This window comes from Modestobacter marinus (genome assembly GCF_019799945.1).
In the GTDB taxonomy this organism is placed as follows: domain Bacteria; phylum Actinomycetota; class Actinomycetes; order Mycobacteriales; family Geodermatophilaceae; genus Modestobacter; species Modestobacter marinus_B.
Genome location: NZ_JABGCH010000014.1, coordinates 1 through 23,103 on the forward strand (window position 1 = coordinate 1; position 23,103 = coordinate 23,103).

General features: G+C 73.5%; 27 protein-coding genes. 16 read left to right on the forward strand and 11 right to left on the reverse strand.

Going from position 1 to position 23,103, the window contains the following annotated elements; all coding sequences use genetic code 11:
* Positions 1-200: 200 nt before the first annotated feature.
* A complete protein-coding gene (locus HK417_RS12825) occupies positions 201-554 on the forward strand; it encodes a hypothetical protein (RefSeq protein ID WP_222267031.1) in 354 nt (117 codons plus the stop codon).
* Positions 551-850 (forward strand): AzlD domain-containing protein, encoded by a 300-nt coding sequence (locus HK417_RS12830; RefSeq protein ID WP_222267033.1) that lies wholly within the window; start codon positions 551-553, stop codon positions 848-850. The genes HK417_RS12825 and HK417_RS12830 overlap by 4 nt, the downstream gene beginning before the upstream one ends.
* 20 nt (positions 851-870) lie before the next feature.
* Here the strand turns inward: HK417_RS12830 and pntB are convergent, their stop codons facing one another.
* The gene (gene pntB / locus HK417_RS12835) at positions 871-2,277 is read right to left on the reverse strand and encodes a Re/Si-specific NAD(P)(+) transhydrogenase subunit beta (RefSeq protein WP_222267035.1); all 1,407 of its coding nucleotides are present in this window, start codon (positions 2,275-2,277) and stop codon (positions 871-873) included.
* A complete protein-coding gene (locus tag HK417_RS12840; protein WP_308123550.1) occupies positions 2,274-3,827 on the reverse strand; it encodes a Re/Si-specific NAD(P)(+) transhydrogenase subunit alpha in 1,554 nt (517 codons plus the stop codon). The genes pntB and HK417_RS12840 overlap by 4 nt, the downstream gene beginning before the upstream one ends.
* A 236-nt stretch (positions 3,828-4,063) precedes the next feature.
* On the opposite strand from HK417_RS12840, the gene HK417_RS12845 reads away from it, so the two are divergent.
* Genes HK417_RS12845 through HK417_RS12865 form a run of 5 tightly spaced genes read left to right on the forward strand, consistent with a single transcriptional unit; the run spans position 4,064 to position 6,669 of the window.
* Positions 4,064-4,498, forward strand: a complete 435-nt coding sequence (locus HK417_RS12845) for a DUF2975 domain-containing protein (protein ID WP_308123551.1) — start codon at positions 4,064-4,066, stop codon at positions 4,496-4,498.
* The gene (locus HK417_RS12850; protein WP_222267041.1) at positions 4,498-4,746 is read left to right on the forward strand and encodes a helix-turn-helix domain-containing protein; all 249 of its coding nucleotides are present in this window, start codon (positions 4,498-4,500) and stop codon (positions 4,744-4,746) included. Before HK417_RS12845 ends, HK417_RS12850 begins: the two co-directional genes overlap by 1 nt.
* Entirely contained in the window at positions 4,743-4,940 is a 198-nt protein-coding gene (locus HK417_RS12855; RefSeq protein ID WP_222267043.1) for a hypothetical protein, read from the forward strand. The genes HK417_RS12850 and HK417_RS12855 overlap by 4 nt, the downstream gene beginning before the upstream one ends.
* Complete coding sequence (locus HK417_RS12860) at positions 4,937-5,875, forward strand: ABC transporter ATP-binding protein (protein WP_222267045.1); 939 nt, start codon at positions 4,937-4,939, stop codon at positions 5,873-5,875. Before HK417_RS12855 ends, HK417_RS12860 begins: the two co-directional genes overlap by 4 nt.
* Complete coding sequence (locus HK417_RS12865) at positions 5,872-6,669, forward strand: hypothetical protein (protein ID WP_222267047.1); 798 nt, start codon at positions 5,872-5,874, stop codon at positions 6,667-6,669. The genes HK417_RS12860 and HK417_RS12865 overlap by 4 nt, the downstream gene beginning before the upstream one ends.
* Positions 6,670-6,701: 32 nt before the next feature.
* Here HK417_RS12865 and HK417_RS12870 read toward each other — a convergent pair whose 3' ends face one another.
* The gene (locus HK417_RS12870) at positions 6,702-6,881 is read right to left on the reverse strand and encodes a hypothetical protein (RefSeq protein WP_222267049.1); all 180 of its coding nucleotides are present in this window, start codon (positions 6,879-6,881) and stop codon (positions 6,702-6,704) included.
* Positions 6,882-7,390: 509 nt separating this feature from the next.
* Between HK417_RS12870 and HK417_RS12875 the strand changes: the two genes are divergently transcribed.
* The 3 genes from HK417_RS12875 to katG all read left to right on the forward strand — a co-directional run bounded on the left by HK417_RS12875 (position 7,391) and on the right by katG (position 10,688).
* Positions 7,391-7,576: a hypothetical protein gene (locus HK417_RS12875; protein ID WP_222267051.1), complete on the forward strand. Its 186-nt coding sequence runs from the start codon at positions 7,391-7,393 to the stop codon at positions 7,574-7,576.
* Positions 7,577-7,986: 410 nt separating this feature from the next.
* Positions 7,987-8,460 (forward strand): Fur family transcriptional regulator, encoded by a 474-nt coding sequence (locus HK417_RS12880; protein WP_222267053.1) that lies wholly within the window; start codon positions 7,987-7,989, stop codon positions 8,458-8,460.
* Complete coding sequence (gene katG, locus HK417_RS12885) at positions 8,457-10,688, forward strand: catalase/peroxidase HPI (protein WP_308123552.1); 2,232 nt, start codon at positions 8,457-8,459, stop codon at positions 10,686-10,688. Before HK417_RS12880 ends, katG begins: the two co-directional genes overlap by 4 nt.
* A gap of 111 nt (positions 10,689-10,799) precedes the next feature.
* Here the strand turns inward: katG and HK417_RS12890 are convergent, their stop codons facing one another.
* The 3 genes from HK417_RS12890 to HK417_RS26465 are packed head-to-tail and all read right to left on the reverse strand — an operon-like array spanning position 10,800 to position 12,857.
* Positions 10,800-11,192 (reverse strand): (R)-mandelonitrile lyase, encoded by a 393-nt coding sequence (locus HK417_RS12890; protein WP_222267055.1) that lies wholly within the window; start codon positions 11,190-11,192, stop codon positions 10,800-10,802.
* A gap of 14 nt (positions 11,193-11,206) precedes the next feature.
* Complete coding sequence (locus HK417_RS12895) at positions 11,207-12,145, reverse strand: zinc-binding dehydrogenase (RefSeq protein WP_308123565.1); 939 nt, start codon at positions 12,143-12,145, stop codon at positions 11,207-11,209.
* Positions 12,033-12,857, reverse strand: a complete 825-nt coding sequence (locus HK417_RS26465; protein ID WP_308123553.1) for an aldo/keto reductase — start codon at positions 12,855-12,857, stop codon at positions 12,033-12,035. The genes HK417_RS12895 and HK417_RS26465 overlap by 113 nt, the downstream gene beginning before the upstream one ends.
* 104 nt (positions 12,858-12,961) lie before the next feature.
* Between HK417_RS26465 and HK417_RS12905 the strand changes: the two genes are divergently transcribed.
* From HK417_RS12905 to HK417_RS12930, 6 genes are all read left to right on the forward strand, one after another.
* The gene (locus tag HK417_RS12905; protein ID WP_261326596.1) at positions 12,962-13,246 is read left to right on the forward strand and encodes an SDR family oxidoreductase; all 285 of its coding nucleotides are present in this window, start codon (positions 12,962-12,964) and stop codon (positions 13,244-13,246) included.
* Positions 13,247-13,411: 165 nt separating this feature from the next.
* Positions 13,412-14,515, forward strand: coding sequence for a DUF2332 domain-containing protein (locus tag HK417_RS12910; protein WP_222267057.1), 1,104 nt, complete (start codon positions 13,412-13,414; stop codon positions 14,513-14,515).
* Positions 14,516-14,735: 220 nt separating this feature from the next.
* A complete protein-coding gene (locus HK417_RS27285; RefSeq protein ID WP_261326569.1) occupies positions 14,736-15,104 on the forward strand; it encodes an excisionase family DNA-binding protein in 369 nt (122 codons plus the stop codon).
* Between the two features lie 97 nt (positions 15,105-15,201).
* A complete protein-coding gene (locus HK417_RS12920; RefSeq protein WP_222267058.1) occupies positions 15,202-15,348 on the forward strand; it encodes a Zn-dependent oxidoreductase in 147 nt (48 codons plus the stop codon).
* Positions 15,349-15,600: 252 nt separating this feature from the next.
* Entirely contained in the window at positions 15,601-16,230 is a 630-nt protein-coding gene (locus tag HK417_RS12925; protein ID WP_222267060.1) for an NAD(P)-dependent oxidoreductase, read from the forward strand.
* A 325-nt stretch (positions 16,231-16,555) separates the two neighbouring features.
* Positions 16,556-17,527: a quinone oxidoreductase family protein gene (locus tag HK417_RS12930; RefSeq protein WP_222267062.1), complete on the forward strand. Its 972-nt coding sequence runs from the start codon at positions 16,556-16,558 to the stop codon at positions 17,525-17,527.
* Positions 17,528-17,544: 17 nt separating this feature from the next.
* Here HK417_RS12930 and HK417_RS12935 read toward each other — a convergent pair whose 3' ends face one another.
* The 5 genes from HK417_RS12935 to HK417_RS12955 all read right to left on the reverse strand — a co-directional run bounded on the left by HK417_RS12935 (position 17,545) and on the right by HK417_RS12955 (position 22,933).
* A complete protein-coding gene (locus HK417_RS12935; protein WP_222267064.1) occupies positions 17,545-18,045 on the reverse strand; it encodes a phosphohydrolase in 501 nt (166 codons plus the stop codon).
* Between the two features lie 76 nt (positions 18,046-18,121).
* Positions 18,122-19,078, reverse strand: coding sequence for a VWA domain-containing protein (locus HK417_RS12940; protein WP_222267066.1), 957 nt, complete (start codon positions 19,076-19,078; stop codon positions 18,122-18,124).
* Positions 19,075-20,025, reverse strand: coding sequence for a DUF58 domain-containing protein (locus HK417_RS12945; RefSeq protein WP_222267068.1), 951 nt, complete (start codon positions 20,023-20,025; stop codon positions 19,075-19,077). Before HK417_RS12945 ends, HK417_RS12940 begins: the two co-directional genes overlap by 4 nt.
* Complete coding sequence (locus HK417_RS26470) at positions 20,022-21,212, reverse strand: AAA family ATPase (protein ID WP_222267070.1); 1,191 nt, start codon at positions 21,210-21,212, stop codon at positions 20,022-20,024. Before HK417_RS26470 ends, HK417_RS12945 begins: the two co-directional genes overlap by 4 nt.
* A gap of 263 nt (positions 21,213-21,475) precedes the next feature.
* Positions 21,476-22,933 (reverse strand): C40 family peptidase, encoded by a 1,458-nt coding sequence (locus tag HK417_RS12955; protein WP_308123554.1) that lies wholly within the window; start codon positions 22,931-22,933, stop codon positions 21,476-21,478.
* Positions 22,934-23,103: the final 170 nt, after the last annotated feature.

Genomic DNA, 23,103 nt, shown 5'->3' on the forward strand with positions numbered 1-23,103 from the left:
ACCGGGAGACCCTCGTCCGGTTCGCCGCTCCCGAGGACGTCGACGTGCTGGTCACCGACGACGGCGCCGACCAGGAGACGCTCGCGGCGCTGGAGGCCGCCGGCATCGAGGTCGTCGTCGCCTGACGTGGACCGGCTCCCCGCTCCTTCCGGGCGGCCGCCGCCGCGCGGAAAGGGTGCGGGAAGCTCGAGCAGACCTTCGTGCTGGTCACCGCCCGCGACGACCTGCGGGACGCCACTCACTTCCGCCGCTACTGGATGACGCTGGGCGGCGCGCTGGCCCTCACCTGGACCGGCCTGGTCGCCCTCGGCGTGGTGGCCGGGCCGGTGCTCGCCGCCGCGACCCCCGTGCTGGCCTTCGCCCCAGCCGCCGTCTTCCTGTCATTGCTGGTTCCCCGCGTCACCGACCGGCCGGCACTGGTGGCGGCCGGCACGGCGGCGGTGGTCACCGGCGCGCTCACCCTGAGCGGTGCCCTGCCCGCCGGGATCCCGGTGCTGATCGGCGCGGCGGCCGGCATCGGGGCGTCCGTCCTGGCCCAGGGCGAGGCGTCGTGACCGCGCTCGTCGCCTGGGCCGGCGCCGCCGCGGTGACCTGGCTGCTGCGGGTCCCGCTCATCACGCTCGTCCCGGCCGGGCAGCTGCCGGGGCCGGTCCGGCGCGCGCTCCCCCACGTCGGCCCGGCCGTCCTGGCCCCGGTGATCGCCGCGGCACTGGTCGGCGGCCCGGGCGGCGTGGACCCGGCCTTCCTCGCCGGAGCAGTCGTCACCGCCGCGGTGGCCTGGCGGCGGGGCAGCGTCGTGCTGGCGACGGTCTGCAGGCTGGGCACGGTCGCGCTGCTGCACCTGCTCTGACCCGGCGTCGGGCGGCCGGGTCAGAGCGCCTTGAGGACGTCCTCGACCCGCTGGCGGGCGTCGCCGAAGAGCATCCGGGTGTTCTCCTTGAAGAACAGCGGGTTCTGGACCCCGGCGTAGCCGGTGCTCATCGACCGCTTGAAGACCACGACGTGCTCGGCCTCCCACACGGTGAGGACCGGCATGCCGGCGATCGGGCTGCCGGGGTCCTCGGTGGCGGCGGGGTTGACGGTGTCGTTGGCGCCGATGACGAGCACGACCGAGGTCTTGGCCAAGTCGTCGTTGATCTCGTCCATCTCCAGGACGATGTCGTACGGCACCTTGGCCTCGGCCAGCAGCACGTTCATGTGCCCGGGCAGCCGGCCGGCGACCGGGTGGATGCCGAAGCGCACCTGCACCCCGGCCTCGGTGAGCGTGCGGGCGAGCTCGGCGACCGGCCCCTGGGCGTGCGCCACCGCCATGCCGTAGCCCGGCGTGATGACCACCGACTCGGCGTCCCGGAGGAGGGCGGCCACCTCGTCGGCGGTGACCTCGGTGTACTCGCCGTCCTCGGTGGCGGCCACGCTGCCGCCCTCGATGCCGAACCCACCGGCGATCACCGACAGGAACGACCGGTTCATCGCCTGGCACATCACGTAGGACAGGTAGGCACCGGAGGAGCCGACCAGCGCGCCGGTGATGATCAGCAGGTCGTTGTCGAGCAGGAAGCCCGACGCCGCGGCGGCCCACCCAGAGTAGCTGTTCAGCATCGAGACGACGACCGGCATGTCCCCGCCGCCGATCGAGGCGACCAGGTGCCAGCCCAGCGCCAGCGCGAGCACGGTCAGGGCGGCCAGCACCAGCAGGCTCGGCTCGACGACGAACACCACGGTCAGGAGGGCGAAGGCGCCCACCGCGCCGAGGTTCAGCGCGTTGCGGCCGGGCAGCATCAGCGGGTTGGAGCGGATCCGCGCCGACAGCTTGAGGAAGGCGACGATCGACCCGGTGAAGGTGACCGCGCCGATGAACACGCCGATCCCCACCTCGGCGGAGTGGATGCCGACCGGCAGGTCGAGCACCTCCGCCTCGCCTGCGGGCGCGCCCTCGACCCCGAGGTATCCGTTCCAGCCGACCAGCACCGCGGCCAGGCCGACGAAGCTGTGCAGCAGCGCGATGAGCTCGGGCATGCCGGTCATCGCGACCCGCCGGGCCCGCCAGAGGCCGATCGCCGCGCCGGCGCCCATGGCGACGACGATCAGCGTGACCGCCACCGTCTCGAGGTCGCGGGCGGCGAGGCCGACGGTGGCGGCGAGCGCCAGCGCCATGCCGGCCATGCCGAAGCGGTTGCCGGCCCGCGCCGTCTCGTGCCGGGACAGCCCGGCCAGGCTCAGCACGAACAGCAGCCCGGCGACGAGGTAGGCGGCCCCAGCCGCGGTGGTGGCGCTCATCGGGCGGACCGGGTGGGCGTGAACATGGCGAGCATGCGGCGGGTCACGGCGAAGCCGCCGAACACGTTGATGCTGGCCAGGAGGACGGCGACGACGGCCAGCACGGTGACGACGGTGTTCCCGTGCCCGACCTGCAGCAGCGCGCCGACGACGATGATCCCGGAGATGGCGTTGGTGACGCTCATCAGCGGGGTGTGCAGGGCGTGGTGCACGTGCCCGATGACGTAGAAGCCGACCACCACGGCCAGCGCGAAGACGGTGAGGTTGCCGACCAGCTGGCCCGGCGCGAACGCCGTCAGCAGGAAGAGCACCGCAGCGCCGAGCCCGACCAGTGCCGAGCGCCGCGCGGGCGTCATCGGCTCACGCGCCGGCGCCTTCACCGGGGCCGGCGGTGGCTCCGGGACGGCGGGTGCCGCGGAGACCTGGACCGGCGGCGGGGGCCAGAGCGTCTCGCCGTTCCGGACCACGGTGATGGCGCGCTGCACGACGTCGTCCAGGTCGAGCACCAGCTGGCCGTCCCGGGCCGGGGTGAGCAGCTTCAGCAGGTTCAGCAGGTTGGTGCCGTACAGCTGGGAAGCCTGCGCCGGCAGCCGCCCCGCCAGGTCGGTGTAGCCGATGATCGTCACGCCGTTGGACGTGACGACGACCTGGTCGGGCACCGAGCCGGCGACGTTGCCCCCCTGCGCGGCGGCCATGTCCACCACGACGCTGCCCGGCCGCATGCTCGCGACCATCTCCTCGGTGATCAGCCGCGGTGCCGGCCGGCCGGGGATCAGCGCCGTCGTGATGACGATGTCGACGTCGCGGGCCTGCTCGGCGTAGAGCTCGGCGGCCCGCTGGTTGAAGTCCTCGGACATCTCCCGGGCGTAGCCGTCCGCACTCACCCGCTGCTCGGCGGCCCGGACGGCGACGTACTCGCCGCCCACCGAGCGCACCTGCTCGGCCACCTCCGGGCGGACGTCGGTCGCCCGGACGATCGCGCCCAGGCTGCTGGCCGCACCGATCGCGGCGAGACCGGCGACGCCGGCGCCGCAGACGAGCACCTTCGCCGGCGGCACCTTCCCGGCCGCGGTGACCTGGCCGGTGAAGAACCGGCCGAAGGCGTGCGCGGCCTCGATGACGGCCCGGTAGCCGGCGATGTTCGCCATCGAGCTGAGCACGTCCATGCCCTGCGCGCGGGAGATCCGGGGGACGGCGTCCACCGCCAGGGCGGTGACCGGCCGGGTGGCCAGCCGGGCGACCAGCTCGGGGTCCAGCGCCGGGGTCAGCACGCTGATCAGCACCCCGCCGTCTCGGAGCGCGGCGATCTCCTCGGGAGCCGGCTTGCCCACGTGCAGCACCACGTCGGCGCCCCACGCCTCGGCCGCGTCCCCGATCCGGGCACCGGCGGCCTCGTAGTCCTCGTCCCGCGCGCTGGCCGCGGCGCCCGCGCCGCTCTCGACGACGACCGTGTAGCCGAGGTCGATCAGCTGCACCACGGTCGTCGGCGTCGCGGCCACCCGCGTCTCCCCGGGGCGGGACTCTCTGGGCACTCCGATGAGCACGTCCACTCCTCCGGCCGGGATCCGTCGTGACCGTCTGTACCCGCTGGGACGCCGTCCCGTCCACCGCACCGCCGCCGGCCCTCACCCTCCGGCGGGGTGGACCGCCGGAGGGCCCCCGGAGCAACGGTGCCCGCGACTTCTCACCCGCACGGGCGTGGCTTATTGACTTTCGATAGGAAGCCCGTGAGAGTCGATGCATGTTAATCGCGCAACGAGCGGTGGGCCCGCTCAGAGTCTTCCTCGTGCTGTTGTTCGCACTGCTGGTCCTCTTCCAGGTCATGTCCCTGCCCGGGCAGTTCGCGTACATGGCCGAGCAGAACCCGGACATGGCTTACCTCCGGTGGCCGATGACCGCCATCACGGTGTTCTGGGTGCTGTGCGTGCAGGTGGTGATCGTGTCCACCTGGAAGCTCCTCACCCTGGTCCGGGACGACCGCATCTTCAGCGAGGCGTCCATGGTGTGGGTGGACGCGATCGTGTGGGCCATCGCCGCCGCCTGGGTGGTGCTCGGCGGGTTCTCCCTCTACGTCGCCTTCCACGCCGACGACCCCGGGCTCCCGCTCCTGCTGCTCCTGCTGGGCATGGGCCTCACGGTGCTGGGGCTGCTGATGGTGGTCATGCGCGAGCTGCTGCGGCAGGCCACGTCGCTCCGGACCGACCTGGAAGCGGTCATCTGATGGCCATCGTCGTCCGCATCGACGTGGAGCTGGCCAGACGCAAGATGAGCGTCGGCGAGTTCGCCGACCGGGTCGGTCTCACGCCGGCGAACGTGGCGGTGCTGAAGAACGGCCGCGCCAAGGCCGTGCGGTTCAGCACCCTAGAGGCCATGTGCCGGGTCCTCGACTGCCAGCCCGGGGACCTCCTCGAGTGGGTCGACGACCACGACGGCGCCGCGCACAGCCCCCGACTGGAGGAGACCCCGTGAAGCACCTCCCGCTCGTCGTCGGCACCGCCCTGGCCGTCGCGCTCGGCGTCTTCGCCGTCGTGTACGGCGAGTCCGACGACTCCCCCGGCCTCCAGGGTCTGGGCGCACTGCTCGTCCTCGGCGCCATCGCGTACGCCGTGCGGGCCCTCCGGCGGGGCCGGTCGCAGGGCACTCCGCCGGGAGCGCGCCGGTGATCGAGGTCCGCGGGCTGACCAAGCGCTACGGCGACGTCCTGGCCGTCGACGACCTGAGCTTCGACGTCCAGCCGGGGAAGGTGACCGGGTTCCTGGGGCCCAACGGAGCCGGCAAGTCCACGACGATGCGGATGGTGCTGGGCCTGGACCGGCCCACCTCCGGTGCGGCACTGGTGAACGGCCGGCCGTTCCCGACGTCCCCCGAACCGCTGCGCGAGGTCGGCGCGCTCCTGGACCCGAGCTCCGTGCACCCCGGCCGCACCGGTCGCAACCACCTGCGCGTGGCGGCCCGGACCAACGGCGTCCCGCTGCGCCGGGTGGAGGAGGTGATCGAGCTCGTCGGGCTCGGTCGTGCGGCCCGCCGCCGGATCAAGGGCTACTCGCTCGGCATGCGGCAGCGGCTGGGGATCGCCGCGGCCCTCCTGGCCGACCCCCGCGTGCTGCTGTTCGACGAGCCGGTCAACGGGCTGGACCTCGACGGCGTCCGCTGGATCCGCGGGCTGCTGCGCCAGCTCGCCGACGAGGGGCGCACGGTGCTGGTCTCCAGTCACCTGCTGAGCGAGATGGAGCAGACCGCCGACCGGCTGGTGGTCATCGGCCGCGGCCGGCTGATCGCCGACGCGACGACGGCGGAGATCCTCAGCGGGCTGGGTCACGGGCAGGTGCGGGTCCGCAGCTCGGAGTCCGAGGCGCTGCTCGTCCGGCTCCGGGAGCGCGGCCTCACCGTCGCCCGGATCGAGGCGGACGAGCTGCAGGTCCAGGACGCCACCGCCGAGCTGGTGGGCGACCTGGCCAACGCCGCGCACATCCCGCTGCGCCACCTCGCCGAGGTGGCCCAGTCGCTGGAGGACGCCTACCTGGCGCTGACCGGCACGAGCGTGGAGTACCACGGGGGCCGGGACGAGCCGGTCCTGACGACGGAGGGAGCACGGTGACGGCGCTGGTCACACCGGTCCGGGAGGCCGACGTCCCGTCCTGGCGGGTTCTCGCCCGCACCTGCGCGGCCGAGTGGACCCGGCTGTGGACGGTCCGCACCACCGGGTTCTTCCTGGCCGCCGCGGCCGGGGTGATGGTGGGCATCGGCGCCGCCGCCGGCTTCGACGTGGCCACCGACCCGGTGCCTCCGCAGGGCGACCCGGCCTGGGCGATCGTGCCCGTCACCGCCATGCCGGCGCAGTTCGCCCTGCTGGCGCTCGCCCTCACCGCCGTCACGTCCGACTACGCGACCGGTGGGATCGTGCCGACCCTGCAGTGGACGCCGCGCCGCACCATCCTCCTGCTCGCCCGGCTGCTGGTGACGGTGGGCACCGCCACGACCCTCGGCGTGCTGCTGGGCCTCGGCTCGGCCCTCGCGGCCTTCACCGCCGGACGCCCGAGCCTCACGCTGCCCCTCGACGAGGGCTTGGACGTGCTGGGCACCATCGCCCTCGTGTTCGCGGCCGGCACCGCCCTGGCGGTCGGGCTCGGCTTCGTGCTGCGGAACACGGCCGGCGGCCTGGTCACCGTCTTCCTGCTGATGCTGCTCCTCCCGGTGCTGCTGCCGCAGTTCGGCTACGAGTGGATGACCGAGCTCGCCCAGGTCCTGCCCGGCAGCGGCGCGGCGTTCCTGCTGCTCGGCGAGGTGCCCGGGATGACGCAGACGTCGTCGGTGACGACCATGCTCGCCTGGGCCGGTGGCGCGCTCCTGCTCGGCTGGCTGCGCCTCCTGCGGGACGACGCGAACCGGTGACCGTCCGACCCGGCCGCGCCGGCGCGGCCGGGTCAGACGATGCGCACGTCGACGTGCACGTCCTCGTGGGCGGCGTGGGTGGTCGCGACGACCAGGTCAACGGCCATCTCCTGGATGTCGTCGACGGTGTCGGCCTCGGTGGTGCCGACGCCGTCGACGTCGATCACCCAGTGGTCACCCTCGCAGATCGCGGTCGCGGTGTAACCGGCCATCGTCCCTCCCGCGTCGAGGTGCCCATCATGACGCAGCCGGCGCGGTCCCAGGTGCGGACCAGCGCATGGTGCGCGGCGTCGGAACGGCGGCGCTGACCGCGATCCGGCGAGCCCTCCGACCCTGCTGTCGAGGTTCGGCACGAGACGACGAGGCGCTCGTACCGGAGGCGCGCCATGACCCGGATCGACGGGACTTCCGAGACGCTCGCCTACGACCCTCCGATCGGCCCGAAAAAAATGCGACAACGCCATCCGTACGAGTCGACCGAACACCACAAAATGGCATGGGGAAAACGGGACGCGGAACGGTGATGAATGCCGAGCACGAGCCGCAGGTCGACGCGGAGGTGCAGGTCACATGCCTGCCATGTTTCTGTGATGGCGCGCACAGCATTGCTTGCCACGGCCAACTGGTGGTCATGATCACAGGCCTTCTGTGCGGCCCGATCGTCAATCTCGCATTATGGTCGGACGTACGACATGACCATTTGTGAAACAGGAGCTCCACAGTGACCCCGATCGCCTCGCACCGCGCCACCGCCACCATCGAGCGGGCGGGCATTCCTCGGCGGGGCGCCCAGCTGACCGCTGCCGTGGCCCGTCACCTCCGGAACGTCCGGGCCACCCGGGACGACGACGCGGCCCACATCGGCCTGCCGGTGACCGACCCGGCGCTGATGACCGGCCGGGACTGACCCGCCGCTGGGCCCGCCTCTACGACACGCGCCGGCGGCCCGGCCTCAGATCACCACAGACCAGGAGCCTGTGCGCCACCGTCCACGGCGGCGCACGGGCTCCTGGTCGTGTGTGGAGCTCGGCGACCGCGTGGCCCACCGGGGTCCGGATCTTCGAGCCCCACCGCTGGCCGGACGAGAACACCCGGCTGGAACTGCAGCCGGGCAACGCGGACGGCGGCACCCGGGCGCGAGCCAGTCCTTCTACATCGTCCGCCTCGACGTCTGGCAGCGACCGGGCCGCTGCAACGCCGGGCGGTGGTCCCCGACGTCGTCCACCCTTATCAGCGGCGTGCCACGTGCGACCTGGCGACCTGTGCCGTGCCAGGCTGGATGTTGACTGGTTCAAGGAAGGCCGTGACGATGAGGCGGTGCCGGACGTCGCAGACCTCGAGCGGGCGCTGCGCGCGGCGGGTCTGCGGGTCACCCGCCCGCGCCTGGCGGTGTTGAACGCCGTCCACGAGCACCCGCACGTCGACACCGAGGCGCTGATCGGCGCCGCCCGCGCCCGCCTGGGCGCGTTGTCACACCAGGCGGTGTACGACGTGCTGCGGATCCTCACCGACAAGGGCCTGGTCCGGCGCATCCAGCCGCAGGGCTCCGTCGCGCGCTACGAGGCGCGGGTCGGGGACAACCACCACCACCTGGTGTGCCGGTCCTGCGGCGCCATCAGCGATGTCGACTGCGCCGCCGGGGAGGCACCCTGCCTCACCCCCTCCGCCGACGCGGGCTTCCTCGTCGACGAGGCCGAGGTCATCTACTGGGGCCGGTGCCGGTCCTGCGCCACGCCCCCTGCCAGCCCTCCGACCACCGACAGTTCCGCAGCACAGAGAGGCACCACGTGAGCGAGCACGACAAGACCGAGGCCGGCAAGGCCCACAGCCACAGCACGAGCGAGAGCGAGAACCCGGCGATCCCCTCGCCGACCGTGGCCACCGACCAGCGGCCGCACACCAACCGCGACTGGTGGCCGAACCAGGTCGACCTGACGGTGCTCAACAAGCCCTCGAGGGACTCCGACCCGCTGGGCGAGGACTTCGACTACCGGGCCGAGTTCGCGAAGCTCGACGTCGAGGAGCTCAAGCGCGACCTCGTCCAGGTCATGCGCACCTCGCAGGACTGGTGGCCGGCCGACTGGGGCCACTACGGCCCGCTGTTCATCCGGATGTCCTGGCACGCGGCCGGCACGTACCGCATCGCCGACGGCCGCGGCAGCGGCGCCACCGGCGCGCAGCGCTTCGCCCCGCTGAACAGCTGGCCGGACAACGCCAACCTGGACAAGGCCCGTCGCCTGCTGCTGCCGATCAAGCAGAAGTACGGCCGCAAGCTCTCCTGGGCCGACCTGCTCCTGCTGGCCGGCAACGTCGCGCACGACGACATGGGCCTGAAGACCTTCGGGTTCGCCTTCGGCCGCGAGGACGCCTGGCAGCCCGAGGAGATCTTCTGGGGTCCGGAGGACACCTGGCTCGGTGACGAGCGCTACGGCGGGGACGTCCCGCTCGACCTCGACGAGGGCCACCTCGCGGCGGTCACCATGGGCTTGATCTACGTCAACCCGGAGGGTCCGCAGGGCCGGCCCGACCCGCTCGCGTCCGCTCACGACATCCGGGTGACCTTCAGCCGGATGGGGATGACCGACCAGGAGACCGTCGCGCTCATCGCCGGCGGGCACACGTTCGGCAAGACGCACGGGGCGGGGAACCCCGAGCTCGTCGGGCCGGAGCCGGAGGGGTGCCCGGTGCACGGCAACGCCCTCGGCTGGATCAGCCAGCACGGCACCGGCAAGGGCGCCGACACCATCACCAGCGGCCTCGAGGGCGCCTGGACGCCGACGCCGACGACGTGGGACAACACCTACTTCCAGATGCTGTTCAGCTACGAGTGGGAGCTGACCGAGAGCCCGGCCGGGGCCAAGCAGTGGAAGCCGAAGAACCCGGAGGCGCAGCAGCTCGTCCCCGACGCGCACATCGAGGGCAAGAAGAACCCGCCGATGATGGCGACCACGGATCTCGCGCTCATGGCCGACCCCGGGTTCCGGGAGATCTCGGAGCGGTTCTACAACGACCCCGACCACTTCGCCGACCAGTACGCCCGGGCGTGGTTCAAGCTCCTGCACCGGGACATGGGCCCGCGCAGCCGCTACGTCGGCCCGGACGTGCCGAGCGAGGAGCTCATCTGGCAGGACCCGGTCCCGGCCGTCGACCACGAGCTGGTCGGCGAGGCCGAGGTCGCCGACCTCAAGCAGCGGCTGCTCTCCTCCGGCCTGGGCGTCCCGCAGCTGGTGCACACGGCCTGGTCGGCCGCGGCGTCGTTCCGCGGCACCGACAAGCGCGGCGGGGCCAACGGCGCCCGGCTGCGCCTCGAGCCGCAGATCGGCTGGGCGGTCAACGAGGGCGTCCGGGACGTCCTGCCGGTGCTCGAGCGGGTGAAGAGCGAGTTCGAGTCGCAGACCGGCAAGCGGGTCTCGCTGGCCGACCTCATCGTGCTCGGCGGCTCCGCAGCGGTGGAGAAGGCCGCCGCGGACGCCGGCGTCCAGGTGACCGTGCCGTTCACACCCGGCCGCACGGACGCCTCGCAGGAGCAGACCGACGTCGACAACTTCCGCTGGCTCGAGCCGCGGGCCGACGGCTTCCGCAACTGGATCGCGCCGGGCAGCAAGCTGGCCCCCGAGACGCTGCTGGTCGACCGCGCCTACATGCTCGAGCTGACCGCGAAGGAGATGACCGTCCTGCTCGGCGGGCTCCGCGTGCTCGGCGCGAACACCGGCGGCGTGACGCACGGGGTCTTCACCGACCGGCCCGGCGTGCTCTCGCAGGACTTCTTCCGCAACCTGCTCGACCTGGGCATCTCGTGGCGCACCTCGGCCGACGCCGAGGGGGTCTACGAGGGCCTGGACGCCGACGGCACGGTGGTGCGCACGGCGACCGCGGTGGACCTGGTCCTCAACTCGCACTCCATCCTGCGCGGCATCGTCGAGGTCTACTCGGCCGACGACGCCCAGGAGAGGTTCGTGCAGGACTTCGTCGCCGCCTGGGTGAAGGTCATGGAGCTCGACCGCTTCGACCTGCGGTAGGCACACCACGTGCCCGACTGCCCCGGCCCGCACCGCGCGGGCGGGGGCAGTCGGGGGCGTCGACCGTCCCCCTGCCCAGGAGCCGGGACGGCGGTTCCCCGCCGTCCCGGGTCACTCGGTGCCCGGGTAGCCGTACTCCTCGTCGGTGACCAGGTCGCCCCAGGTCGTGTCGTCGCCCTCCCAGATGGCGGTGTGCACCATCAACTGGTCGGGAGCGGCGCCGTGCCACCACTCCTCACCCGGCGGCGTCCAGATGACGTCGCCGGGACGGATCACCTGCACCTCCCCGCCGCGCGCCTGCACCAGACCGACCCCGTCGGTGACCTGCAGCGCCTGCCCCCGGGAGTGGGAGTGCCAGGCGGTGCGGGCGCACGGCGCGAACCGCACGGTGTTGACCCGGGTGCGCACCGGGTCCTCGCCGCGGAAGACGACGTCGACGTGCACGTCGCCGGTGAACCTCTCCGCCGGGCCCTGCACGGTGGGCTGCCTGGGCAGGAACTCCATCGTGTCTCCTCCGCTCAGGGCTGGACGAGGACCTTGAGCGCGGTGCGCTCGTCCATGGCGCGGTAGCCCTCGGGGGTCTCGCCGAGGCCCACGGTGCGGTCGAACACCCGGCCCGGCTCGATGCGGCCCTCGAGCACGTCGGGCAGCAGCTCCTCGATGTACGAGCGCTGCGCGCCGGGACCGCCGGTGAGGGTGATGTTGCGGCCGAACAGGCTGGCGAAGCCGACCGGCGCCTCCTCGTACTGGGGGACGCCGACCCGGCTGATGATCCCGCCCGCGCGGACCGTGCCGACGGCCATCTCGTAGGCGTTCATGTAGCCGACGCACTCCAGCACCGCGTGGGTCCCCTGCCCACCGGTCAGCTCGAGCACCTTCTCGATGCCCTCCTCGCCGCGCTCGGCGACGACGTCGGACGCGCCGAACTCCCGGCCCAGGTCGGTGCGGACCTGGTGCCGGCCCATCAGGATGATCTGCTCGGCCCCGAGCCGCTTGGCCGAGAGCACCGCCAGCAGACCCACGGCACCGTCACCGATGACCGTCACCGACCTGCCCGGCGACACCTGGCCCCGGACGGCGGCGTGGTGACCGGTGATGAGGACGTCGGACAGCGTGAGCAGCGAGGGCAGCAGCGCGGAGTCCTCCCCCACCGGCGCCTTGACCAGGGTGCCGTCGGCCTGCGGCACCCGGACCGCCTCGGCCTGCGCGGTGGAGAAGAAGCCGCCGTGCTGGCACGACGTGGTCAGACCCTCGCGGCAGAACACGCAGGTGTTGTCGAAGTACGCGAACGGGGCGATGACGAAGTCGCCCCGCTGGACCTGGGCGACGTCGGAGCCGACCTCCTCAACCACGCCGATGAACTCGTGGCCCATCGGTGAGCCCTCGGCCACGGCCGGCATGGAGTGGTAGGGGTGCAGGTCGCTGCCGCAGACGCAGGCGCGCACCACGCGCACCACCGCGTCCGTGGACTGCTCGATGACCGGATCGGACACCTTTTCGACCCGGACGTCGCCGGCGCCGTACATGACAGTTGCTCGCACGGGATCGTGCCCTTCTGTTGAGATCGGGGGTCGACGGGGACGGCGCGCGGGCGGTGGCTCGCGGTGCCGTCCGGCTTCCATGGAACGCCGTGTCGGGGTCAGCAGGGAGTGCCTGCTGGTCGGGGTAGTGGCAGGGCCCCCTGCGGACGGCGTCAGGCCTCGGGGATCCGCAGGCCGAAGCTCTCCCGGGTGTCTGCGCGGGCTCCGGGCCGCCGCGGACACCGGTGTCGAGGGCGTCGATGGCGAGCAGCTGGTCCGCGGTGAGCTCGAAGTCGAAGACGTCGATGTTCTCGGCGATCCGGGACGGCGTGACCGACTTGGGGATGACCCGGCGGCCCTGCTGCAGGGGCCAGCGCAGCATCACCTGGGCGGGCGTCCGGCCGTGCTCGGCCGCGATCGCCTGCATGGTCGGGTTCTGGAGGGTGCTGCCGCGCGAGCCGTCCCGGTAGGAGGTGATCCCGCCGATCGGCGACCACGCCTGCGAGAGGATCCCGTGCTCGGCGTGGACCGCCAGCAGCTCGGACTGGCGGAAGTAGGGGTGCACCTCGATCTGGTTGACCGCCGGCACCCCCGACGTCTCCGCCAGCAGCCGGTCGAGGTGATCGGGCATGAAGTTGCTGACGCCCATCGCGCGGACGTCGCCGTCGGCCAGCAGCTTCTCCAGCGCCCGGTAGGCGTCGAGCGTGAGCGAGAACTCGCCGGGCAGCGGCTGGTGCAGGAGCAGGCAACCACCTGCGCGTCCAGGCCGCGGCCGTCACCTGGGGCGACCGCGGTGCCCGGGTCAACTCCATCAGCCCCGGCATCATCCTGACCCCGCTGGCCCGCGACGAGATGTCCGGCCCGGGCGCCGAGGGCTATCGGGAGATGATCGAGACCTCCGCCGCCGGCCGGGTCGGCACCGCGGACGAGGTGGCCTCAGCGGCGGCCTTCCTCCTCGGCCCGGACGCCGGCTTCATCACCGGCACCGACCTGCTGATGGACGGCGGCGTCATCGCCGCCCTGCGCGCCGGCCGGTGACAGCTGGGGATGTGACTCGGGGGGCCCGCGGCGACCAGGCGGGTGCGAGGTCTCGGTTCCTCGGTCGAGTATCTCCTCGGCGCTCTGGCAAGCGACGGGTCGGGGCGTCGTTCCATCGATCACGATGTCGGGATGCCAGGAACGACCGCAGGACGCGCTGGACCCGTGGGCGGGGCCCGGACGCTCGCCCAGCTGTACCGGCGCTTCGGTGCGGTCGACGCCGCCGGGACGTCCCCGCTGTACGAACGCGTCGCCGTCGCCCTGAGCGGGTCCGCCGAGGCACTGCGCGCCATCGAGGCGGCGCCGGCGCGCAAGCGGCACCCCACGCTGATCCTCGCCGCGCTGCACGACCTGGCCCTCGGCGGACGCGCCCCGACGCTGGCCGCGGCGTATGCCGCCGCGGACGGCGACGCGGCCGCTGCCGCGGCGATCGACACGCTGCTCCGGATGACCGACTCGGTCGTGGCCATCGCGGTGCGCCGGAAGACGAAGACCTCCGACACCGGACGCTGCGCCGTGCTGTACCCGGCGATCGCCGAGGCGGCGCGCCGGGTCGGCGCGCCGGTGGTCGGGCTGATCGACGTGGGCTCCGCGCCTGGGCTCAACCTCCATGTCGATCGGGTCGGCATCACGTACAGCGACGGACGGTCCCTGGGCGACCCGTCCTCTCCGGTGCAGCTGTCGGCGTCGCTGGTCGGGCACCGGCCCGTCCCGACCCGAGCCGTACCCGAGGTCGTCGCCCGGGTCGGCGTCGACGTCGATCCGGTGGACGCGACCGACGCGGACGACGCCCGGTGGTTGCGCGCCTGCCTGGCGCCGGATGAGCCGGAGCGCATGGCGAAGCTGGACGCGGAGCTGGCGCTGGCGGCGACGGCCCCTCCGCTGCTGCTCCGGGGGGATGCCGTCGAGGTGCTGCCCGACGCCCTCGCCCGGGTGCCCGCGGACGCCCTGCCCGTCGTCACCACCACGTGGGCGCTGTCGCGGTTCCCGCTCGAGGACCGCCTGCGCTTCCTGCACCGCCTCGACGAAGCGGCCGCCGGCCGGGCGGTGGCGTGGGTGTCCGCGGAGGGGGTCGGCGTCGCGCCGGCGGTCCCGACCCTCGGCGATCGCCGCGCGTCCGGCCACAGCATCGTCGGTCTGGCGGTGTTCGACGGATGGGAGCTGCACGCCGAGGCCATCGGTCGCTGCTGGTCGCGGGGGCGCCTGCTGGGGTGGCTGGCCGACTCACAGGTCGGCGCGTCACCCGACGCGCCGTGGGGAGCCCACTGACGGACGGCCGTGTACGTCGCGTACTGCGCGCGTCACCTGCGACAACGCGTCGACCCGTGCCTCCTCAGGGCCAACTACTGCCGAATCGGACCGTTCCGTCTCGTCTTCCTTCCACTCGCGCTCCCGTAGCAACTTCCTTACCGTCTGTTGCAGCACGGACGCACACCGTCGCCGACGGCGAACCGGCGCCGCGTCCCGTGGCCCCCTCGAGAGGACCGACATGCCCCTCCCCCAGCGCTCCCCCGCTCCGGCTCTCCCCCGTCAGGCCGCCTACGGCCAGCTCCACACTCGGCCGGCGGGTGTCCCGCACCCCGGCACCGGCCCGATGGGTCAGCGACCCGTCGCCCCGCGACCGGCGCCTGCCCGCCCGATGGCGGCGCGACCGGTGGCCGAGGCGCCCGCGCCGCGGGCTGCGGTCAGCTTCCTGACCGTGGCTGAGGTCGCCGCGATGATGCGCGTCTCGAAGATGACCGTGTACCGCCTCGTGCACGCCGGGGAGATGGCCGCGGTGCGCGTCGGCCGGTCCTTCCGGGTCCCGGCGCCCGCGGTGCGCGCCTACCTGGACGACGCCCGCACCGACGTCGCCTGACAGCCGGGCCACTCCCCCCGCGCAGCTGATCCGCGACACCGGGGGCCGGCAGCCTGGGCAGGGCAGCCGCCTCACGGCACGCCCTAGCCTCACCTGCATGCGAGCCGTGCAGATCGCCCGCTTCGGCGGGCCCGAGGTCCTCGACGTCGTCGATCTGCCCGACCCCACGCCCGGTGAGGGCCAGCAGCTCTACGACGTCAACGCCGCCGGCATCAACTTCGCCGACACGCACCACGCCCTGTAAGACAACTGACCTCATCTGCCGGTGCCGGTGACCCGGCCGACCGGAGGTCCTGGCTTGTCCAGGCCGCACGCGACGCGGCCCGAGTCCGCACAGTCGAAGGCATCCTCGCCACCCCGGAGGTGTCAGGTGCCCCTCACTTCGGCAGCCCGGCGAACGGTTCTCCCTCGCGTGGGAGCAACGCTCCTAGGGTGACTGTCATCCAAGCGAGTGGACGGCTCGACTCGGAGCACCGTTGATCGATGAGGAGACGCCGTGAGAGTGCTCGTGCTCGGTGCCGGCGGCAAGACCGGTGGTGCCGTGGTCCAGCAGGCGCAGACCGCCGGACACCAGGTCACCGCCTTCGTCCACCACGCCGGCGACTACGACGGCCCGGCCGGAGTGGACGTCGCGGAAGGCGACGCGACCGACGCGGACGCGGTGGCCGCCGCGGTGGCGGGACAGGACGCCGTGATCGACACGATCGGCGGCAAGACGCCGTACAAGTCGAACACCACGCTGGAAGCCGACGTGGCCAGAGCTGTCATCGCCGCCATGACCCGTTCCGGCGTCCGGCGGCTGCTGGTCACCTCCAGTGTCGGCGTGGGCGACAGCCTGGCCAACGGCACGATGGGCTTGCGGGTCCTGCTCAAGACCTTCCTGCGCGGCTCGACCGCGGACAAGGCGGCCATGGAGCGGGCCGTCACGGCCAGCGGGCTGGACTGGACCATCGCGCGCCCAGCGATCCTGACCGACAAGCCGGCCACCGGCACCGTCCGGACCTTCGACGCCCGGACCGGGGAGAAGGCCCGTAGGATCTCTCGCGTCGACCTGGCCGCGTGGCTGGTCGCCCAACTGGACGTCAGCGACAACGTGCGCCGAGCAGTCACCGTGGCGACCAGTTGAGTTCCGCCGATCCGGAACCCGGCCAGACAGCCGCCTGCACCGCGAGGCTCCCACGGAGAAGCGGGTGCGCCGCGATCACCGCGGCATGGGTCGCGTCGATGACGAACCGGTAGCGGACCTCGACCTGCCGGCCGGGGACCGGTCGGACCCCGCGTGACCATCTACACGGCCGTCCCTGGGTCGGCGTCGGAGGACGGCCTGAAGGTGCTGGCGAGCTCGCAGGCGACGAGGTCGGCGGCGGACAGGCGGCTCCGGCAGCCGACCAGCCCTGGGCGGGCGCACCGGGGGCGCGGTGCGTTCAGAAGCAGTCACCTAGCCTGCCCCCATGCGTGCTGTGCAGATCACCCGCTTCGGCGGCCCGGAGGTCCTCGACGTCGTCGACGTCTCCGAGCCGACGCCGGCAGACGGCCAGCAGCTCTACGACGTCTCCACCGCTGGCATCAACTTCGCCGACACGCACCAGACCGAGAACAGCTACCTGGCCCCGCAGGAACTGCCGCTGGTCCCGGGTGCGGAGTTCGTCGGCACCCCGGCGGACGGCGGGCCGCGGGTGGTCGGTCTGCTCGCCGGCGGCGGCTACGCGCAGAAGGTGGCGGCCTCCCCGCGGGTGACCTGGCCGGTGCCGGACGGCGTGACCGACGAGCAGGCGCTTGCCGTCGTCCTGCAGGGCGCCACCGCCTGGCACCTGCTCCGCACCAGCGCCCACCTCTCCCCCGGCGAGTCCGTCGTCGTCATCGCCGGCGCCGGCGGGGTCGGCTCCCTCGCCGTCCAGCTCGCCCGGCGCTGGGGCGCCGGCCGGGTGATCGCCACCGCGTCCAGCGCGGAGAAGCGGGCCCTGGCCGAGGAGCTCGGCGCGGACGCCACCGTCGACCCGGCCCTCGCCGAGGACGACCCGAGGCAGTTCACCGCCGCTCTGCGCGAGGCCAACGGCGGCCGGAAGGTCGACGTCGTCCTGGAGATGACCGGCGGCAACGTCTTCGACGGCTCGCTGTCGGCGCTGGCCCCGTTCGGCCGGCTCGCCGCCTACGGCACCGCCGGCCGGGTGCCCCCGAAGCCGGTGAACGCGCAGGCGCTGATGGGCACCAGCCGGGCCGTCATCGGTTTCTGGCTCGCCCACTGCTTCAGCCGCCCGGAGATGCTCGACGAGGCGATCGGCGAGCTGCTGCCGCTCGTCGCCGAGGGCGCCCTGCGGCCGGTCGCGGGCGGGCGGTACCCGCTGTCCGCCGTCCGCGAGGCACACCAGGACCTGCTCGCCCGCCGCTCCACCGGCAAGCTCGTCCTCGACCCCCACCGCTGACCGGGACCCCGGACCCGTCAGGCCAGGATCCGGTGCCCGTCGGCCGCCTCGGCCTTGAGCAGGATCCGCCGCGCCGGGAGGTACCGGCCGTCGCGGAGGCTGCGGGCCCGTTCCGGGTCGGTCCGGGCCAGCACCAGGGTCTCGTCGAGCGCCCGCTTGTTGTCCAGGAGCGCGATCAGGCGGCCCAGCCGGTCCGCGGCCGAGCGCTGGATGACCCCGCCCAGGTAGCGCTCCCCCGGCCGCCGGGTGACCGCGTCGATCGCCTGGACGACCTCCTCGGGCACGTCGAGGGCGCGCAACCGGTCGACGTCGTACCGGCGGGTGACGTCGGGGTGGTCGCGGGTGTCCTCGATGACGCGGTGCAGCACCGCCGCCATCTCGGCGAGCTCCCCGTAGGGCACGGCCGCCTCGGCGAGCGGCAGCAGCCGGTACAGGTAGTAGTCGCGGCCGTGCTCGTCCACCTGGCCCTCGTGCGCCTCCATGGCCAGCAGGTGCGCCGAGGCCACCGTGAACAGCACGGGATGGAGGCTAGGAGGCGCGGACACCCGGATGGCGGTCGCGGTGAACGGCACCCTGCGCCGGCGAGGCCCACAGTCAGAGCAGCCGGCTCGTCCACAGCAGCGAGGCGACGATGCCGAGGAAGGCGAACAGCAGTCCGCCGCGGACGAACCAGGGGCTGATGTCCTGGGGCTCGGTGGTGTAGCCGATCTGGCTGCCGAGGTCCTCGTAGACCTCCTCCAGCTCCTGCTGGCTCGCCGCCTCGCTGTAGCTGCCGCCGGTCTCCTCGGCGATCTGCTCCAGCGTCGCCCGGTCCACCGGCACCGGCACGGTCTCCCCGTTGAGGTCCAGGGTGCCGTAGTCGGTGCCGAAGGCGATCGTCGAGACCGGCACCTCTGCGCCGTTGGCCGCGTCGATCGCCTGCGTCGCGTCCCGGCCGACGGTGCTGTACCCGTCGGACAGCAGCACGATCCGCGCCGGCGGCGCCTCCTGCCCGTCGGTCTCCAGGCTGGACTGGAAGTTCGCGATGGCGGTCAGCGAGGTGAAGACGGCGTCGCCGATGGCGGTCGCCTCGGCCAGCTCCAGGTTGTCGATCGCCGTGCTCACCTGGTCCCGGTCGGTCGTCGGGGTGACCAGCGTGGTCGCGGTGCCGGCGAAGGAGACCAGGCCCAGGTTGATCCGGGCGGGCAGCACCCCGACGAACTGCTTCGCCGCGATCTGCATCGCCGCGAACCGGTCGGGCTCCACGTCCGTGGCCTGCATCGACAGCGACACGTCCACCGCCATGATCACCGTGGCGCGGTCCCGGGGGACGCGCACCTCGGTGCTCGGCGCGGCCAGCGAGGCGACGAGGACGGCGAGGCCCAGCGCCACCAGCCCGAAGGCCACGTGCCGCCGCCAGCCGGCCCGCTTGGGCACCAGCGAGCCCAGCAGCGCCACGTTGGTGAACCGCGCGGCGTAACGGGCCCGGCGCAGCTGCAGCAGCACGTACAGCGCCACGAGCGCGACCACGGCGAGCAGGGCGAGCAGCCACCACGGGGACTGGAAGGTCATCGGGAGGCTCCTCCGGTGCCGGCGCGCCGGCGGTCGGCGACGAAGCGGACGACGTCGGCCAACCAGTCCCGGTCGGTGCGCAGCCGCAGGTGCGCGGCACCCGCGCGGCGCAGCCCGGCCGCGATCTCGGCGCGCTGCGCGGCGGCTCCCTCGGCGAACCGGCGGCGGAAGGCGGCGTCCCCGGTCGGCACCTCCAGCGTCTGCCCGCTCTCCGGGTCGACCACGGTGAGCAGCCCGACGTCGGTCAGCTCCAGTTCCCGCGGGTCGAGCACCTCGATGGCGAGCAGCTCGTGCCGCGCGCCCAGCCCGCGCAGCGGCCGCTCCCAGTCGGCGTCACCGAGGAAGTCGGAGATCACCACGACCAGGCCGCGGCGCCGCGGCGGGCGGCGCAGCAGCTCCAGCGCGGCGGCCAGGTCACCGCGCCGTCCGCCGCTCGCGCGGGGCGTGGCGACGACGGCGCGCAGCAGCCGGTCGGCAGCCAGCCGGCCGGGGGTCGCCGGATAGCGGTCGACCCGCTCCCCCGTGGTGACGATCGCGCCCAGCCGGTTGCCGCCGCGCACGGTCAGGTGGCCGACGGCGGCCAGCCCGGCGACGGCCAGGTCGCGCTTCTCGCACCCGGCGGTGCCGAAGTCCAGGCTCGCGGACAGGTCGACCACCGCCCAGGTCTCCAGCTCCCGGTCGGCGATGGTCTCCCGCACGTGCGGCACCTGCGTGCGGGCGGTGACCGGCCAGTCCATCCGGCGGACGTCGTCGCCCGGGTGGTAGGTGCGGGCGTCGCCGGCCTCGCTGCCCGAGCCCGGAACGAGGCCCAGGTGGTCGCCCTGCAGCAGCCCGTCGAGCCGGCGGCGGACGGTGAGCTCGAGCTTGCGCAGCAGCGCCTCGGCGGCCGGGCCGCCGGTGCCGAAGTGCGGCGGCGCGCCCGACGCCGGGGTGGGGTTGCCGGTCACACCCGCTGCGGACCCGGGCCGCTGTCGGCCCGTCCGCCGTCCGGCTGCCCACCCGGCCCGGGCCCGTACTGGGGAGCCAGCATCGGAGAGCCGGGCGGCTGCCATCCGCCGGGGCCGGCCGGGAACGGAGCCACCGGCCCACCGGGCGAACCCGGCCCGTAGCCGTCGGCCCGCTGCCGCGGCGTGACCTGCGGCAGCGGCACGCTCTGCACGATCCGCTTGACGACGTGGTCGGCCGGCACCCCGTCGGCCAGCGCGTCGTAGGAGAGCACCAGCCGGTGGCGCAGCACGTCGGCGGTCACGTCCAGGACGTCCTGGGGCAGCACGTAGTCGCGGCCGCGGATCAGCGCGAGCGACCGGCCGGCCGCGATGAGGCCGAGCGAGGCGCGCGGGCTGGCGCCGTAGGACACCCAGCCGGCCACGTCCGGCATGCCGTGCTCGCGGGGGGCGCGGGTGGCGACGACGAGGCGGACGACGTAGTCGACGAGCGCGTGGTGCACGAAGACCTCCGAGGCGGTCCGCTGCAGCCGGCGCACGTCGTCGGGGCCGAGGACCGGCTCGGCCACCGGGGGCACGGAGCCCATCCGGTAGATGATCTCCCGCTCCTCCTCCGGGGTCGGGTAGTCGACGAGCACCTTGAGCAGGAAGCGGTCGCGCTGCGCCTCGGGGAGCGGGTAGACGCCCTCGTTCTCGATGGGGTTCTGCGTGGCCAGCACCAGGAAGGGGTCGGGCAGCGGATGGGTGACCCCGCCGATCGAGACCTGTCGCTCCGCCATGACCTCCAGCAGCGCGGACTGCACCTTCGCCGGCGCCCGGTTGACCTCGTCGGCGAGCACGAAGTTGGCGAACACCGGACCGAGCTCGGTGTCGAAGGCGTCCTGTCCCGCCTTGTAGATCCGGGTGCCGATGATGTCGGCCGGGACCAGGTCCGGGGTGAACTGCAGGCGGGCGAACTTGCCGCCGACGACCCGGGCGAGCGTCTCGACGGCGAGGGTCTTGGCCACACCCGGCACCCCCTCGAGCAGCACGTGCCCGCGGGACAGCAGGCCCACCAGCATCCGCTCGACGAGCCGGTCCTGCCCGACGATGACCCGCTTGATCTCGAAGAGCGCGCGTTCGATGCGCGCGGCGTCGACCGACGGCGGGGTGGGCTGATCCGGGGAGGGAGCGCTGCTGGCGGCGGTCACGCCGCCAGTCTCCTACAACCGGCTGTGCGGGCACTCGGTGCAGACAGCGGGTCCACCGTTGCACTCTGCTGCGACACGCCACCGTCGAGGTGGAGCGCATCGGGCGCGTCGTGAGCGCACTTCCGTAACGACTTGACTGCTAGCCTCATCAGCGCGTCGGGCAGCTCCCCCCGTGGCTGCCCGACGCCCTCACGTCTGGGCTCCTCCCGGCCCCTCTCGCGTCCCGCCGCGAGCCTGCGAGAAGTGGGGACGAGGGTCCTTCGTCAGCCGGTCGGCCGGACGGCGCCGAAGTAGTCCGCGCCGTACCACATGCTGCTGATCTTGACGACGTCGCCGCTCTGCGGGGCCTGGACCACCTGGCCGCCGCCGATGTAGAGCGCCACGTGGTAGATCGACGTGTACGAGCTCCCGGTGGCCCAGAAGACCAGGTCCCCGGCCTGCAGGTCGGACTTCGCGACGGTGCTGCCGCTGAAGCGGTTCCACTGCTCCCGGCTGGTGCCACCGATGGCGATCCCGGCCTTGGCGTACGCGTACTGGGTGAGACCCGAGCAGTCGAAGCCCCAGATGCTGGTGTCCGGCGAGATGCCGTAGCTGGGGCCGCTGCTGCCACCGCCGCCCCACGAGTACGGGAGGCCGAGCTGGCTCCTGGCGGCGGCGATCGCGGTCTGGACGGCGGACCCGGACGGCGCGCTCGCCGTCGTCCCCCCGCCGGACGACGCGCTCCCGGACGACGCGCTCCCGGACGACGACCCACCGGAGGCCGACCCACCGGAGGCCGACCCACCCGAGGCCGACCCACCCGAGGCCGACCCCGAGGAGCCCGCCGACGGCCGGGACGACGACGACCCGGACGAGCCCCCGGACGACGACGAGCCGGCGGACGACGCGGAGGCGGTGGCCCGCTGCGCGGCCGCGGCGGCTGCCGCCGCGGCGGCCTGCTGCTGCGCGTGGGCCTCGGCAGCCGCACGGGCGCCCTCCAGGCCGTACAGCGTCTGCTGCGCCTGCTCGAGCTCGGCCTGCACGGACACCTGCTGCGCGGCGAGGGCGTCGGCCTGGCCGCGGGAGGCGATCTCCTGGGCCTGCGCGGCGGCCAGCAGCGCTTCGGCCTCGGTCTTGAGCGCGTCGGCCTGGGCGACCGCCGCCTTGGCGACCTCGTCGGCCGCGGTGGCCTGCTCCTGCAGCACGGTCAGCTGGGCGAGCACGTCGGTCCGGTGCTCGCCGGCCGCGTTCAGCAACGCGGCCCGCTCGATGAGCTGCGCCGGGCCGTCCGCGCTGAGCAGCGCGACGGTGCCCGACGCGGTGCTGCCCTGGATGTAGCTCTCCCGGGCGAAGGTCGCGACGTCCGCGCGCCCCTGGTCGAGGTCGGCGGCGGCCTGGAGCGCGGCGGCGGCGGCCGCGTCCGCTGTCGCCCGGGCCGCGTCGTAGGCCTCCTGCTTCTCCTCGTAGTCCTGCAGCGCGATGTGGGAGGCCGCGGAGGCGGCGTCGGCGGCGGCCTGGGCCTCGGCGAGCTGGGCGGTGATCTCACCGATCCGCGTCGCCGCGTCGGCCTTGGCCTGCTCCGCCGCGCTGATCTGCGCGTCGCTGGGGTTGACCGGCGCGGCCGTCGCCGTGCCCTGGAACCCGACGAGGCCGACGACGGCGACCGCTCCCGCCCCGATCACGCGGCGGGCCCAGCGGCCCCTCGTCCGGCGTCCGATCCGTGTCCCGACCTGCTCGCGCACTGAGCTGCTCCTCCGCTGCCCGGTCCACCGCAGGGGCGAACCCGGTCTCGACCAGTCCAGGCACACCCGTCGGGGTGTGCTCTCGACCTGGTCATCGACCGGTCCGGCGTACGGACCGAGCCGCGCGGGTGGATCTCCCCCGAAGGGAGGACACCCGCGCTCAGCGCGCG

Bases quoted from the DNA above. Each gene is read 5' to 3' on its own strand.
- pntB (WP_222267035.1), bottom strand. From the start codon at position 2,277: ATGAGCGCCACCACCGCGGCTGGGGCCGCCTACCTCGTCGCCGGGCTG.
- HK417_RS12850 (WP_222267041.1), top strand. From the start codon at position 4,498: ATGGCCATCGTCGTCCGCATCGACGTGGAGCTGGCCAGACGCAAGATG.
- HK417_RS12870 (WP_222267049.1), bottom strand. From the start codon at position 6,881: ATGGCCGGTTACACCGCGACCGCGATCTGCGAGGGTGACCACTGGGTG.
- HK417_RS12890 (WP_222267055.1), bottom strand. From the start codon at position 11,192: ATGGAGTTCCTGCCCAGGCAGCCCACCGTGCAGGGCCCGGCGGAGAGG.
- HK417_RS26465 (WP_308123553.1), bottom strand. From the start codon at position 12,857: ATGGGCGTCAGCAACTTCATGCCCGATCACCTCGACCGGCTGCTGGCG.
- HK417_RS27285 (WP_261326569.1), top strand. From the start codon at position 14,736: ATGCCCCTCCCCCAGCGCTCCCCCGCTCCGGCTCTCCCCCGTCAGGCC.
- HK417_RS12920 (WP_222267058.1), top strand. From the start codon at position 15,202: ATGCGAGCCGTGCAGATCGCCCGCTTCGGCGGGCCCGAGGTCCTCGAC.
- HK417_RS12930 (WP_222267062.1), top strand. From the start codon at position 16,556: ATGCGTGCTGTGCAGATCACCCGCTTCGGCGGCCCGGAGGTCCTCGAC.
- HK417_RS12940 (WP_222267066.1), bottom strand. From the start codon at position 19,078: ATGACCTTCCAGTCCCCGTGGTGGCTGCTCGCCCTGCTCGCCGTGGTC.